This is a genomic window from Streptosporangium fragile (genome assembly GCF_039534445.1).
In the GTDB taxonomy this organism is placed as follows: Bacteria; Actinomycetota; Actinomycetes; order Streptosporangiales; family Streptosporangiaceae; genus Streptosporangium; species Streptosporangium fragile.
In genome coordinates this window covers 13,991-28,035 of sequence record NZ_BAAAVI010000068.1, presented here as the reverse complement: position 1 = coordinate 28,035, position 14,045 = coordinate 13,991, and the positions used below count along the sequence as shown (strand labels likewise).

The 14,045-nt window shown below is 73.7% G+C and carries 10 protein-coding genes; all 10 read right to left on the bottom strand.

The annotated features are described in order from the left end of the window. Nucleotides 1-16: 16 nt before the first annotated feature. Nucleotides 17-1,312 (bottom strand): FAD-dependent oxidoreductase, encoded by a 1,296-nt coding sequence (locus ABD841_RS32490; protein ID WP_344979808.1) that lies wholly within the window; start codon nt 1,310-1,312, stop codon nt 17-19. After that, nucleotides 1,267-2,673 carry a kynureninase gene (gene kynU, locus ABD841_RS32485; protein ID WP_344979771.1) on the bottom strand — a complete coding sequence of 469 codons (1,407 nt, stop codon included), beginning with the start codon at nt 2,671-2,673 and terminating at the stop codon, nt 1,267-1,269. Before kynU ends, ABD841_RS32490 begins: the two co-directional genes overlap by 46 nt. A gap of 152 nt (nt 2,674-2,825) precedes the next feature. Next, complete coding sequence (locus ABD841_RS32480; protein WP_344979769.1) at nt 2,826-3,851, bottom strand: LLM class flavin-dependent oxidoreductase; 1,026 nt, start codon at nt 3,849-3,851, stop codon at nt 2,826-2,828. An 11-nt stretch (nt 3,852-3,862) separates the two neighbouring features. Further along, the gene (locus ABD841_RS32475; RefSeq protein WP_344979767.1) at nt 3,863-4,222 is read right to left on the bottom strand and encodes a TIGR04076 family protein; all 360 of its coding nucleotides are present in this window, start codon (nt 4,220-4,222) and stop codon (nt 3,863-3,865) included. 38 nt (nt 4,223-4,260) lie between these two features. After that, nucleotides 4,261-4,689 (bottom strand): nuclear transport factor 2 family protein, encoded by a 429-nt coding sequence (locus tag ABD841_RS32470; RefSeq protein ID WP_344979765.1) that lies wholly within the window; start codon nt 4,687-4,689, stop codon nt 4,261-4,263. Continuing rightward, nucleotides 4,686-5,918, bottom strand: coding sequence for an amidohydrolase family protein (locus ABD841_RS32465; protein WP_344979763.1), 1,233 nt, complete (start codon nt 5,916-5,918; stop codon nt 4,686-4,688). Before ABD841_RS32465 ends, ABD841_RS32470 begins: the two co-directional genes overlap by 4 nt. Continuing rightward, nucleotides 5,915-7,792, bottom strand: coding sequence for a hydantoinase B/oxoprolinase family protein (locus tag ABD841_RS32460; RefSeq protein ID WP_344979761.1), 1,878 nt, complete (start codon nt 7,790-7,792; stop codon nt 5,915-5,917). Before ABD841_RS32460 ends, ABD841_RS32465 begins: the two co-directional genes overlap by 4 nt. After that, nucleotides 7,785-9,584, bottom strand: coding sequence for a hydantoinase B/oxoprolinase family protein (locus ABD841_RS32455; RefSeq protein WP_344979760.1), 1,800 nt, complete (start codon nt 9,582-9,584; stop codon nt 7,785-7,787). The genes ABD841_RS32460 and ABD841_RS32455 overlap by 8 nt, the downstream gene beginning before the upstream one ends. Next, nucleotides 9,581-11,638: a hydantoinase/oxoprolinase family protein gene (locus ABD841_RS32450; RefSeq protein WP_344979758.1), complete on the bottom strand. Its 2,058-nt coding sequence runs from the start codon at nt 11,636-11,638 to the stop codon at nt 9,581-9,583. Before ABD841_RS32450 ends, ABD841_RS32455 begins: the two co-directional genes overlap by 4 nt. 8 nt (nt 11,639-11,646) lie before the next feature. Continuing rightward, nucleotides 11,647-14,040, bottom strand: a complete 2,394-nt coding sequence (locus ABD841_RS32445; RefSeq protein ID WP_344979756.1) for a dipeptide ABC transporter ATP-binding protein — start codon at nt 14,038-14,040, stop codon at nt 11,647-11,649. Nucleotides 14,041-14,045 lie beyond the last annotated feature (5 nt).

Below are 14,045 nucleotides of genomic sequence, written 5' to 3'. Positions count from 1 at the left end.
CGACCGCCGCCCAGCGCTAGCGGGCGATGCGCCGCTGCACGTCGGCGTACGGCACGGTGCTGAACGACACCAGCTCGTAGCGGGAGACGTAACGGCCCGGCAGCAGCCGCTCCAGCCCGTGCTCGACGCGCTTCTGCAGCAGGAACGACCGGGAGGCGACCTTGTCGCGCATCTCGACGAAGTTCGCCAGCGCCAGCTCGGCGATGGTGTCGGCGTGCTCCTTGCGGCGGGCGCCGTAGCGGGCCAGCGCCTCGGGGAAGTCGTCTCCGGTCTCCGCCAGGCAGCGGTCGAGCTCCACGCAGTCCTCGAACCCGCAGTTGGCGCCCTGACCGTAGAAGGGCACGATGGCGTGGGCCGCGTCGCCGAGCAGGCCGACCGCCGCGCGGGCCCCGCGCACCTGCCACGGGTCGGTCCGCATGGTGACCAGGTGCCCGATCGGGTTGTGGGCGTAGTCGTCGGCCAGGTCCGGCATGAGCGCGTGGGCGTCGGCGTAGTGGGCGGCGAAGAACTCCGCGAACCGCTCCGCGGTGTCCAGCTCCGCGAAACTGCCCGGCCCCGACTTGGGCCAGAACAGCGTGCAGGTGAAGGACCGGTCCGGGTTCGGCAGGGCGATCATCATGGCCTGACCGCGCGGCCAGATGTGCAGCGCGCCCGGGTCGAGGGCGAACTCGCCGTCGCGCGCCGGGATCGTCAGCTCCTTGTAGCCGTAGTCGAGGTAGTCCTGGCTGAAGTCGAATCCGGGGAGGGACTGCAGCCGGGCGCGGACCGCGCTGTAGGCGCCGTCGGCGCCGAGCACCACCGGGGCGGTCCGGCTGACGGCCCCGCCCGGGGTGGCGAAGTCCATCCGGCCGGAGTCGACGTCGAGCCCCGTCAGCCGGTGCTCGAAGAACGCCCGGACGCCGGGCATGCCGAGGGCCGCCTCCAGCAGGGTGCGGTTGAGCTCGGCGCGGCTGATGGAGTTGATCGCCCGCCGCCCGTCGGCGCTGTACGGCTGGAAGCTGAGCGTGCCGTCGGGGGCGTGCATCATCCGGCCGGGCATCGGCAGCGCGGCCTTCAGGACGGCCTCGTCCAGCCCCACCCGGCGCAGCGCGTCGATGCCCCGTTCGGAGATCGCCAGGTTGATCGAACGCCCCCGCTCCGCCGCGGCGTGCCGGGGGTCGGGCCTGCGCTCGTACAGGGTGACCTCGTACCCGCGGCGGGCCAGGTAGCAGGCCGCCAGGCAGCCGACCAGGCCGGCGCCGACCACCGCGACCTCACGGGGGGATCTCATGCCGGGCTCACCTCCCTGGCGAGGGCGTCGGCCGCCCGCCAGCAGTCGTGGAACGTGGAGTACATGGGGACCGGGGCCAGGCGGATGACGTCGGGCCGCCGCACGTCGGCGAGGACGCCGTGCGCCTCGTGCAGCCGGGTGGCGAGGTCCGCGGCGGTTCCGCGGGTCACCCGGAGGGAGAGCTGGGCCCCGCGCCGGGCGGGGTCGGCGGGGGTGACGATCTCCAGCGGGCGGTCGCGGACGACCTCGCCGAGCAGCCGCTCCAGGTAGCCGGTGAGCGCCATGCTCCGCTCCCGCAGGGCCGCCATCCCGGTCTCGGCGAACATCCGCAGCGAGATCCGGACCGGGGCCATGGCGAGGATCGGCGGGTTGGAGATCTGCCAGGCGTCGGCCGTGGGGACGGGGACGAGCTCGGGCCGCATCTCGAAGCGGGTGGCCTGCTCGGTGCTCCACCAGCCGGCCAGACGGGGCAGCGCGGGGTCGGTCACGTGGCGCCGGTGGACGAAGCAGCCGGCGACGGCTCCGGGACCGCCGTTGAGGTACTTGTACGAGCACCAGGCCGCGAAGTCGACGTCCCAGTCGTGCAGCGCGAGCGGCACGTTCCCCGCGGCGTGCGCGAGGTCCCAGCCGACGACGCACCCGGCCGCGCGGCCCGCGGCGGTGATGGCCGGGATGTCGAGGAACTCACCGGTCAGGTAGTTGACCCCGCCGAGGAGCACGAGTGCCGTCCGGTGCCCCTCGCGGGCCAGGTGGTCGACGACGTCCTCGGTGCGCAGGCAGTCCTCGCCGGGACGGGGGCGCAGACGCACCACCGTCTCGTCCGGGTCGAGTCCGTGGTGGACGGCCTGGCTGCGCACCGCGTAGCTGTCGGAGGAGAAGGCGTGGTCCTCGATGACGATGCGGGTGCGCTCGCCCGCCGGGCGGTAGAAGCTCGCCATCATCAGGTGCAGGTTGACCGTGAGGGAGTTCATCACCACGGTCTCCTCGGGGAGCGCGCCGACGAGGGCGGCGGCGTCCTCGCGCAGCTCGGCGTGGTAGGGCAGCCAGGGGTGGGCGGCCCGGTGGTGCCCCTCGACGGCGTGTACGGCCCAGTCGTCCAGCACGGCGGAGATCGCGTCGCGGGTGGCGCGGGGCTGGAGGCCGAGCGAGTTGCCCGCGAAGTAGGCGGTCTCGGGGTGGCGCGCGCCGGCGGGGGCGGGCGGCACGAGGAACTCCGCACGGCGGCAGGTCCGGTCCCCGGCGTCGGCGGCCAGCGCGGCCCGCTCGCCGTCCGCCCCGAGCCCGGCGAGCCCGGAAAGCTCGGGAATTCCAGGAAGCCCGGCGAGCCCGGGAAGTCCGGGGAGCCCGGGAAACCCGCCGGGCGCGTGGGACATCGCCGGGTCCCCGGCACGTGTGCTCGTCACGTCATCTCCTTCGTCCACCCATATGTTCACTCATACTGAACTGAGGTGAAATCAGGAGCGTGAGACGATTCAGCCGATGAACTTTCCGGACGGAAGGTTCTCGGCCGGTCCGGTTTCAGGATGACGGAACGTGACCACGGAGGCCCGGTCCGTCACCCGGCCGGCCTCCCGCGCGGCGAGCGGTCCAGCAGCGGCAGCACCGCGGTGCCCAGCAGGTCCACGCCCCGGTCGTCGGTGAGGCCGTGCGGCGTGCCGAACTCCACCCGGTGCGCGCCCGCGTCGATGAGAGCCTGCGCCTGGGCGGCGACCTGCTCGGGGGTGCCGGAGAAGGCGAACAGGTCGAGCAGGTCGTCGGGGATCAGCCGCCCGGCGGCCACGTCCTGCCCGGCGTCGACCAGCACCTTGACCCGGTCCAGCAGATCGCCGGGAACCTCCGCGGTCGGGTCGAGGTCGGCGACCACCGCGAGGTACATGGCGACCTCGCTGCGCGCCCTGGCACGGGCCGCGGCCCCGTCGGTGTCCACGACGGTCACGGCGCCGAGGACGATGCCGATCTCACCGGGTTCACGCCCGGCCTGGGCCGCCCCGGCCGCGACCCGCTCGCGGATCACCCCGACCATCGCGGGGTTCGCGCTGCCACCCACCTTGATCTCGTCGGCGATCCGCCCGGCCAGCGCGGCCCCCCGCGGACCCCACGCCCCGAGCAGCAGCGGCGGGCGCGGCCGGTGCACCGGATAGCGCAACCGGGCGCCCCGCGCGAGGCGGAACATCTTCCCCTGGAAGCCCTCGGTGTCGCCGGCGAGCAGGCGGTAGACCACCTCGACGGTCTCCTCCAGCGCGGTCAGCGGCCGGGGCTGGGCGATGCCCACGGCCCCGAGCCACGTGCCGCGCGCCAGGCCCAGGTAGGCGCGGCCGCGCGAGGCCAGGTCGAGGGAGGCGAGCTGCCCGGCGATCTCGTACGGCGCCAGCGAGTAGGGGTTGAGGCAGGCCGCGCCGAGCCGCACCTGCTCGGTCGCGGCGGCCATCTCCAGCAGCGGGAAGATCGGCGGCTGGTACATCAGGTCGCCGAAGACGCTCAGCACGTCGAAGCCGTGCTCCTCGGCGCGGCGGGCGAGCCGCGCGTAGTCACCGGCCCGCTTGTCGCTCTGCAGGCCGAGCCCGATCTCGGCAACGGTCATGGCGGATCCCCTCAGGTCAGGTCGGCGGAGTTCATCCGGCGGCGGCGGGTCCGCTCGACCCGCATCACCAGCCGTTCCTCCGGGTCGGGGCAGGCGAACAGGGAGTCCTGGGCCAACCAGTCGCCCGCGGTGAGGTCGCGCTGCTTGGCCGCGAGGAACGGCAGGACGGAGGCGAGCGCGTAGACGCAGAAGTGCTTGCCGTCGGGGAGCCGCAGGTGCGCGCTCCGCTCCAGCTCGAAGCAGTCGCCCACCTCCATCCCGCAGACGGACCTGCCCTCGATGCGGTCGACCACGACCCGCAGGTCGTAGAGCTCCATGTCGCCGCCGGCTGCGTCTTCCACGGCGCTGTCTTCCACGGCGCTGTCTTCCACGGGGTCTCCTTTCCCGGCCCGGCCGGACGTCCCGCCGGTCACTGGGCGAGCAGTTCGGAGTGGTGGTGGACGATGAGCCAGTCGCCGCCGACCCGGCGCAGCACGTCGGTGACCCGGCTGTGCTGGGCGGGCCCGCCGGGCGGTTCGGCGACGAGCACGTAGCGGGCGACCCCGACGTCGTCCCACACGTCGATCCGCTTGTCCTCGGCCGCCAGCCGGGCGAGGACGGGACGGGCGCCCGAGCCGTCCCGGGCGTCGCGGTAGGCGTCGAGCTCCGACCGGGTCCGCAGGGGCCCCGGCAGATGCGTCTCCCACGTGGTCACCTCGGCGTGCAGGTGCCGGTCGAACCGGGCACGGTCGGCCGCGAGGAAGGCGTCGTACATGTCGTCGATCCCGGCCGCGATCGCCGCGGCGTCCGCCCCGGACGCCGCGGGATCGATCGCGACGCCACCGGCCTGGTCGGTCACTGCCCCTCCCATCCGGCCCGGTCGTCGCGGACGACCCGGCCTCCCTTCATCACCCAGCGGATCCCCCGGAAGGCCGAGGTGGCGGCGAGCGGGTCGGCGTCCATCGCGACGAGGTCGGCGTACTTGCCGGCCTCGACGGTGCCGAGGTCGGCTTCGGCGCCGAGCCAGCGGATCGGGCCGAGGGTGCCCGCGTACAGGGCCCGTTCGGGACCCAGGCCACCCTCCGACATGTACTCCAGCTCGCGCACCGAGGCGCTGGTGCCCTCGAAGGCCCAGAACGGCGGCATGTCGCTGCCCAGCAGGACCTCGACCCCGGCCTCGACGGCCAGGGCGTAACTCTCCAGGTGCCGGGGCCCGGCGCCGAGGGAGCGGCACTGCATCCACTCGGGCACGCCGAGTTCGTCGAAGAACTCCTTGCACCGGGTGACGAGCAGCGTCGGCACCAGGGCCGTACCGCGCTCGGCCATCCTCCGGACGACCTCGGGGGTCAGCTGGTAGCCGTGCTCGACGCAGTCGAGACCGAGCTCGACGGCCTCGGCGATCACCGCGGCGGGCCCCGCGTGCGCGGTCACCTTGCGGCCCCACGCGTGCGCGGTGGCCAGCACCGCCGCCATCTCGTCGGCGAACAGCTGCGGGGTGTCGATCCGCTCGTGCTCCCCCGCGATCCCGCCGGAGATCATGACCTTGACGAGGTCGGCGCCCGCCTTGACCTGGCTGCGCACCCCGCGCCGGAACCCGTCGGGGCCGTCGCACTCCAGGGTGTCGGTGCCCTCGTGCCCGTGGCCACCGGTGCAGACGAGGGCGCGGCCCGCGGTGAAGATGCGCGGCCCGCTCGCCCGGCCCGCCTCGATGGCGCGGCGCAGCGCGAAGTCGGCGTGGTCCTTCTCGGCCACGCACCGCACCGTGGTGACGCCGCAGTGCAGGGTACGGCGGGCGCCGTCGGCCATGTAGAGCGCGAGCTCGTGCGGCGTCATGTTCTTGACGTCGTCGCCTCCCCGCCCGGGAAGTGACAGGGACAGGTGGGTGTGCATGTTGACCAGGCCGGGGGTGACGTACGCCCCGCCGAGGTCGACCACCCGCGCACCGCCGGCCTGGCCCAGGACCTCCGGGCGGGGGCCGGCGGCCGCGATCCGGTCACCCCGGACCCACACCGCCGCGTCGGCGATCCGGCCGCCGCCTCCCGGGCGGGCGTCGGTCACGGTGCAGTTGACGATGACGACCTCGCTCATCGGACGCTCCCGGTTCCCCGGACGCGGCCGGCGTCGCCGGTCACCGGGAGGTCCCGGGCGTCACCGGCCGCCGGGAGGTCGTCGAGGTCGTCGAGCCCGTAGATCTCGCGGGCGGCGGCGCGGGAGACGTACCCCTCGGCGACGTCGCGGCGGACCAGCTCGGGATCGCGCTCACGCGGGTCCCCGTGCCCGCCTCCCCCGGCGGTCAGCAGCGTGATCCGGTCGCCGATCTCCACCTTCGTCCGTTTCGTACTGACACGCTGCTCGCGCTCGGTGCCCGGGAAGACGACCACCTGGTTCGGCTCCGGCTCCAGCCCGCCCTGCAGCGCCCACGGGCGCGAACGAGTCTTCTTGATCACTGAAAGGAACTCTCCCGAGGTGACGAAGCGGATGTCCCTGCGCAGGCCCACGCCGCCGCGGAACCTGCCGGCCCCGCCGGAGTCCTCGCGCATCTCGACGCGTTCGAAGAACATCCCGGTCCTGGCCTCCAGCACCTCCACGGGGGTGGTGCGCGCCTGGGTCTGGCAGAGATGGTTGGCGGCGTTCATGCCGTCGTGGGATGGTGTGGCGCCCCAGCCGACCGGGTCGTTGTTGCTGACCGCGAACATCTGCCCGGTGTCGGGGTGGACGCCGACCATCATGAAGCCCGGCACGTCCCCCCCGGAGGAGGCGGGCAGCCGATCCGGCATGCCCTGCGCCAGCGCCTTGTAGATCAGTTCCAGGGCGACCGTCCCGGTCCACTGGGTGAAGGTCGCCGCCGGGTAGACCGCGTGGAAGAGCGTGCCGGGCTCGGCCCGCACCTCCAGCGGGACGAAGTGGCCGGCGTTCGTCTGCTCCCCCGGCGTGGTGACCGCCTTGAACGCGACCCGGCAGGTGGCGATGGTCGCGCCCAGCGGGAGGTTGACCGGTCCGGCGACCGCACCGGCCGAACCGGCGAAGTCCACGACGAACCTCCCGTCCCCGACGGTCACGGTGACCTGCATGCGGATCGGGTCGCCGGTGACGCCGTCGTCGTCGAGCCAGTCGACGGCCGTCCACGACCCCTGCGGCAGCCGGGCGACGGCCTCCGCGGCCGACCGGGCTGCGGCGCCGATCACGGTGTCGACGACGGCCCCGACGACGGCCCCGCCGTAGCGGGCGTACAGCTCGCCGACGCGCCGCTCGCCGGTGCGCAACGCGGCGACCTGGGCGTTCAGATCACCGATCACCAGATCCGGCATCCGCGAGTTGAACCGGATCAGCTCGATGATCTCCCGGTTGGGCTCCCCCCGCGAGAACACCTTCGTCCCCGGGAAGATGATCCCCTCCTGGTGCATGTCCGTGGAGTCCAGCACATACCCCGGATCCTTGGCCCCCAGATCCATCCAGTGCGCCCGCACACACAGGAACCCCACGAGGTCCCCTCCGTGGAAGACCGGGGAGAACAAGGTCGCGTCGTAGGCGTGGGCCGCGTTCCAGTACGGGTAGTTCAGCAGCACCACATCCCCCGGGTGCAGGTTCTCCCGGCCCACGTACTCCACGCCCTTGCGGATGGAGTAGTCGTTGGCGCCGAGGAACCGGCTCAGCCCGGTCGACTCGGCGACCAGCCGCAGGTCCGCGTCGTACACGGAGATGCCGAAGTCGCGAACCTCGTAGATCACCGGGTTGAACGCGGTGCGGACGAGCGTGGCCCGCATCTCCTCCGCGGCGGAGGTGAGGTGGCTGCGCACCACCTCGACCGTGGCACCGTCGATCGGGACGCCGCCGGCCGGGACGCGACCGCGGGCCGGGACACCGTTGCCGGCCGGGACGCCCCCGCCGGTCCGGACGTCGCCGGCGGCGGGACGTCCGGGCGGCGGGGAGCCGGGAGCCGGCCCGGGGAAGGGCTCAGACATCGTCGAGCCCGTAGACGTCGCGGGCGGCGGCGCGGGAGACGTACCCCTCGGCGACGTCGCGGCGGACCAGCTCGGGATCGCGCTCGCGCGGGTCCCCGTGCCCGCCTCCCCCGGCGGTCAGCAGCGTGATCCGGTCGCCGATCTCCACCTTTGTCCGTTTCGTACTGACACGCTGCTCGCGCTCGGTGCCCGGGAAGACGACCACCTGGTTCGGCTCCGGCTCCAGCCCGCCCTGCAGCGCCCACGGGCGCGAACGAGTCTTCTTGATCACTGAAAGGAACTCTCCCGGGGTGACGAAGCGGATGTCGCGCCGGAGCCCGACCCCGCCCCGGTGCCGCCCGGCCCCGCCGGAGTCCTCGCGCATCTCCATCCGCTCGAAGAACATCCCGGTCCTGGCCTCCAGCACCTCGATCGGGGTGATCCGCCCGGTGCTGCCCGAGACATGGGTGGCGGCGTTCATGCCGTCGTGGGACGGTGTGGCGCCCCAGCCGACCGGGTCGTTGTTGCTGACCGCGAACATCTGCCCGGTGTCGGGGTGGACGCCGACCATCATGAAGCCCGGCACGTCCCCCCCGGAGGAGGCGGGCAGCCGGTCCGGCATGCCCTGCGCCAGCGCCTTCAGGATGAGTTCGACGGCGACGATGCCGGTCCAGAGGGTGAACGTGGGCTGCGGGTAGACCGCGTGGAAGAGCGTGCCGGGCTCGGCCCGCACCTCCAGCGGAACGGTCGTGCCGAAGTTGGACGGCTCGTCGGGCGAGGTGAGGGACTTGAGAATGACCTTGCAGATCGCCTCGGTGGCGCCGAAGGGCATGTTGATCGGACCGGGCGTGGCGGGCGACGATCCGGCGAAGTCGACGGTGAACGTGCCGTCCGTGATGGTGACCGTGACCTGCATGCGGACCGGGTCGTCGGTGATGCCGTCGTCGTCGAGCCAGTCGACGGCCGTCCACGACCCCTGCGGCAGTTCGGCGAGGGCGGCCCGGGTACGGGCCTCGCCGTCCTCGATCATCCGCTGGACGGCGGCCTCCACGGTCGGGCGGCCGAACTTGGCGAGGATCTCCAGGAGCCGCCGCTCGCCGGTGCGCAACGCGGCGACCTGGGCGTTCAGATCACCGATCACCAGATCCGGCATCCGCGAGTTGAACCGGATCAGCTCGATGATCTCCCGGTTGGGCTCCCCCCGCGAGAACACCTTCGTCCCCGGGAAGATGATCCCCTCCTGGTGCATGTCCGTGGAGTCCAGCACATACCCCGGATCCTTGGCCCCCAGATCCATCCAGTGCGCCCGCACACACAGGAACCCCACGAGGTCCCCTCCGTGGAAGACCGGGGAGAACAAGGTCGCGTCGTAGGCGTGGGCCGCGTTCCAGTACGGGTAGTTCAGCAGCACCACATCCCCCGGGTGCAGGTTCTCCCGGCCCACGTACTCCACGCCCTTGCGCAGAGAGAAGTCGTTCGCGCCCAGGAAGAAGGTGAGGCCGGTGGCCTCGGCGACGAGCCGCAGGTCCGCGTCGTACATGGACATGCCGAAGTCGTGGACCTCGTAGATCACCGGGTTGAAGGAGGTGCGGATCAGGGTGGCCCGCATCTCCTCGGCCGCCGCGAGCAGGTAGCTGCGCACCACCTCGGCGGTGGCGCCGTCCAGCCGCCCGCCGTCGCGCGTCGCGCCGCGCGTCCGCCCGCCGTCGCGCGCCCCGGCGTCCGATCGGCCGTCGCCGTACGCCCCGGTGTCCGGCCCGCCGTCGCCGTACGCCCCGGTGTCCGGCCCGCCGTTGTCGTACCGCCCGCTCACGATGCCGCCTCCACAAGCTTGACCAGCAGGTAACCGTGCCCGTCCACCTCGGCCCGCTGCCCGGACGGGATGACCGTGGTCGAGGTGCCCTCGTCCACCAGGGCGGGCCCGTCGAACACGTCGCCGGGCTCCAGCAGGGCCCGGTCGTAGACGGCGAACGACGCCGTGGCGCGGGTGCCGAAGTCGTAGGCGTCCCTGCGGGCGAGCAGCGCCCGGCCCGGGTCGCCGTCGCCGCGGGGGCGGGTCACCAGCTCGGGCCGGTCGGTGCGGCCGATGCCGCGTACCCGCAGGTTGAGAATCTGCAGCCGGTTGTCCATGGCGTGGCCGTACCGCGCCACGTGGGTCTCCTCGAACGCCCGCCTGATCGCGTCCCGGTCGAGGTCGCGTCCGGCGGTGACGGTGAGCGAGTGCTCCTGGCCCAGGTAGCGCAGCTCGAACTGGCGCTCCAGGACCATCCGCCCGGCCGGCACCTGCTGCGCCTCCAGCGAGGCGACCGCCTCGGCCTCGACGTCCTTGAACACCGCCTCCAGCTCGTCGAGGTCGGCGTCGTCGAGCGTGGCCATCACCGTCCGGGAGAAGTCGTCGACGATGTCGGCGCTGAGCATGCCCCACGCGGAGAAGCCGGACGGCGCGAACGGCACGATGACCTCGCCGATGCCCATCTCCGCCGCGAGCAGCGGGGCGAGCAGCGGTCCGGCGCCGCCGAAGGCGAGCAGCGAGAAGCCCCGGGGGTCGTGCCCCCGCTCGACCGTGATCTGCCGGACCGCGCCGACGGTCTTGGCGAGCAGCACGTCGAAGACGCCCGCCGCCGCGGCCTCCGGGCTCAGCCCGAGGGGCCGGGCCACCTGCTCGTCGAGGGCGGCGCGGGCGGCGTCGGCCCGCAGGTCCATGGTCCCGGCCAGGAACCGGCCGGGGTCCATGTAGCCGAGGACGACGGCCGCGTCGGTGACGGTGGGGCGGGTGCCGCCCCGGCCGTAACACACCGGGCCGGGGTCGGCGCCCGCGCTCTGCGGGCCCACCTTGAGCAGTCCCCGCTCCAGCCACGCGATCGAGCCCCCTCCGGCCCCTATCGTGCGGATGTCGTAGGTGGGGATCAGCAGCGGGAAGTGCTCCAGCTGCGCCTCGTAGGCGGCGACCGGGGAGCCGTGCTCGATCACGCACGCGTCCAGCGAGGTGCCGCCGATGTCGAAGGTGAGCAGGTCCCGGCGGCCCAGGGCGGCGGCGATGTGCGCCGCGCCGACGATGCCGCCCGCCGGGCCCGACAGCACGGTGTGCGTCGGGGAGGTCTTGGCCACGGCCGACGTCATGGACCCGCCGCCGGAACGCATGATCAGGAACCGGCCGTCGAAGCCGCGCTCGGCCAGCCCCCGCTCCAGCCGGTCGACGTACCGTTCGAAGATCGGCCGGATGTAGGCGTCGAGGACGGTCGTGCTGGTCCGCTCGTACTCGCGGTACTCACGGACGATGTCGGTGGAGACCGAGACCGTCACGTCCGGGTACGCCTCGCGGATGATCCGGGCGGCCTCGCGCTCGTGGGAGGGGTCGAGGAAGGAGTGCAGGAAGCAGACGGCGATCGACACCACGCCCTGCTCCTCCACGAGGACGCGGGCGGCCTCCCTGACCCCGTCGGCGTCGAGCTCCTCGACGACGCGGCCCCGGTAGTCGAGCCGGCCGCGGACCCCGGCGGTGTGACGGCGCCGGACGAGGCTCTCCGGGCGCTCGTACTGGAAGTCGTACATGTGGTCCGCGGGCACGTTGCCCCGGCCGATGAGGAAGACGTCGCGGAAGCCGTCGTTGGTGATGATCCCCGTCGGCTCGCCGCGCCGCTCCAGGACCGCGTTGAGGCCGAGGGTGGTGCCGTGGATGAACAGCTCCACCCGCGACAGGTCGGTGCCGAGCGCGGTGACCGCGTCGAGCACACCCTCCCAGGGGCGGGCGGGGGTGGTCGAGGCCTTCCGGAAGCGCACCCGGTGGGTGCGCGTGTCCAGCTCCATCGCGTCGACGAAGGTGCCGCCGATGTCGACGGCCAGCCGGAGGTGCTTGGGGTCGGGCATTGCTGGTGTCACCTTTCGATCAGCGCGGGGATCTCGGCGGCGCGCCGGCAGGCGACACGGCTCGCGTCGTACGGGCGGAGCTCCTGCTCCCGCTCCCGGCATTCGTCGGTCGCGAAGGGGCAACGCGGCGCGAGGGCGCAGCCCACCGCGGCGTCCGCCTCCTCCAGGTCTCTGGTCAGCTCGACCCGGGGGCCGGTGAAACCGGCGCCCAGGCTGGGGGCGCTGGACAGCAGCGCCCGGGTGTAGGGGTGGCGGGGGTTGCCGAAGACCTCCTCGACCGGTCCCTCCTCGACGATCCGCCCCAGGTAGAGGACCACGACGCGGTCACAGAACCCGCGCACGGTGGCCAGGTCGTGGGAGATGAAGACCGAACCGCGCGAGCGGTCGCCGCTCACCTCGGCGATGACCTTGAGGATCTGTGCCTGCACGGTGACGTCGAGCGCCGAGGTCGGCTCGTCGAAGACGACGAGATCGGGCTCGCCCACCAGCGCGCGGGCGATGCCGACGCGCTGCGCCTGCCCGCCGGACAGCTCGTGCGGGCGGCGGCGCAGGATCGACGGGTCGAGTTCCATGCGCTCCAGCACGCGCGCCACGCGCGCCTCCCGCTCGGCCGCGGGCACCCCGGCGGCGCGCAACGGCTCGCCGATCGCGTCCGCCACCGTCCGCCGGGGGCTGAGCGACCCGACCGGGTCCTGGAAGACCAGCTGGGCACGGGTGCGCAGGCGGCGCAGCCGCCTGCCCCTGACCTCGGAGAACGGGTGCCCGGCCACCTCGACCCGGCCCCGCGAGGGCGGTACCAGGCCGAGCATCAGCCGGGCCAGGGTGCTCTTGCCGCAGCCGCTCTCCCCGACGACGCCCAGTGTCTCGCCCGCGGCGACGCTGAGGCTGACGCCGCGCAGGGCGTGGTGACCGCCGCCGCCGAAACGGGCCCCGTAGACGACGTGCGCGTCCTCGATCCGCAGGACCTCTCCGCCACCGGGGATCTCCCCGGCACCGGCGGGCCTCCCGGAGCCCGGGGTCCTCCCGGGACCTGGCCCCTTCCCTGCACCGGCGGGTTTCCGGGCACCGCCGGGCTTCCCGAGATCAGCGACATTCCCGGAACCGGCGACCTTCCCGGATTCGGCGGACTCCCCGGAGTCGGCGGGCGCCGGTCGCGCCGGGAGGGCGTGGGCGGCGGGCGGATCCGCCGTGGTGGCACCGGAAGGGCCCGTCTCCCCCGGCCTCTCCGGGGACGGCAGGCCCGCTCCCCCGGCCGCTCCCCCGGGCGCGGGCGGGGCCGCGGATCCGGTGGGCGGGGTCGTGCGGCCGGGGGGCGGGGGCTCGGCAGACCCGGCAGACCCGGCGGAGTCGGCGGGATCTGCGGGATCGGTGGACCGGGTGGACTCGGTGAACTCGGTGGACTCGGCAGGCCCGGCGGGGTCGGTGGACTCGGCCGGCTCGGTGAGGGGACCGGAACGGGGGTGGAAGCAGGCGACGCTCCAGCCGCCATCCACGGGCCCGGCGGCGGGCAGGTCCCGGGTGCACACCTCGGTGGCGTGCGCGCAGCGCGGCGCGAACGCGCACGAGGCCGGCGCCCGCGCCAGCAGCGGCATCGAGCCCGGGGTGGCGGTCACCGGCCGCCCGTCGATGTCGGGCACCGAGCGCAGCAGGGCCCGTGTGTAGGGGTGGGCGGGCTCCCGCAGCACCCGCTCGGCCGGTCCGGCCTCCACGACCGTCCCGGCGTACAGGACCACGACGCGGTCGCAGACCTCGGCGATCGAGGCGAGGTCGTGGGAGATCAGCAGGACGGCGCGCCGCTCGGTCTCGGCGGCCAGCCGGAAGCGGTGGAGGATCTCCCTGGTCAGCGTGACGTCCAGCCCGGTGGTGGGCTCGTCGGCGATCAGCAGGCCGGGCGCGCAGCCCGTGGCGAGCGAGATCATGACGCGCTGGGCCATGCCGCCGGAGAGCTCGTGCGGGTAGGCGTTCAGGCGCCGCCGCGGGCTGCGGATGCCGACCGACTCGAACAACTCGGCGGCGACCGTCCTGGCCGGTGCCGGGGCCAGCCCCCGGTGGGTGACGAGCCGGTCGACGAGCTGACGCCCGACGGTCCTGGTCGGGCTGAGCGCACCGCGCGGGTTCTGGAAGCAGATCGCGGCGCCGCGCCCGCGGAACGCTTCCAGCTCGGCGGCGCCCATCGCCAGTACGTCGGCGCCGTCGAACAGGACCCGTCCCGTCACCCGGGAGCCGCCGGGCAGCAGGCCCATGACGGAGCGGGCCACCATGCTCTTGCCGCCGCCGCTCTCGCCGACCAGGCCGACCACCTCACCGGGGTCGACGTGCAGGTTCACCCCGCTGAGCGCGGCCACCCGGCGCCCCGGCCGGTCGATCACGACGGAGAGGTCCTCGATCGAGAGCAGTGTCACCGCCC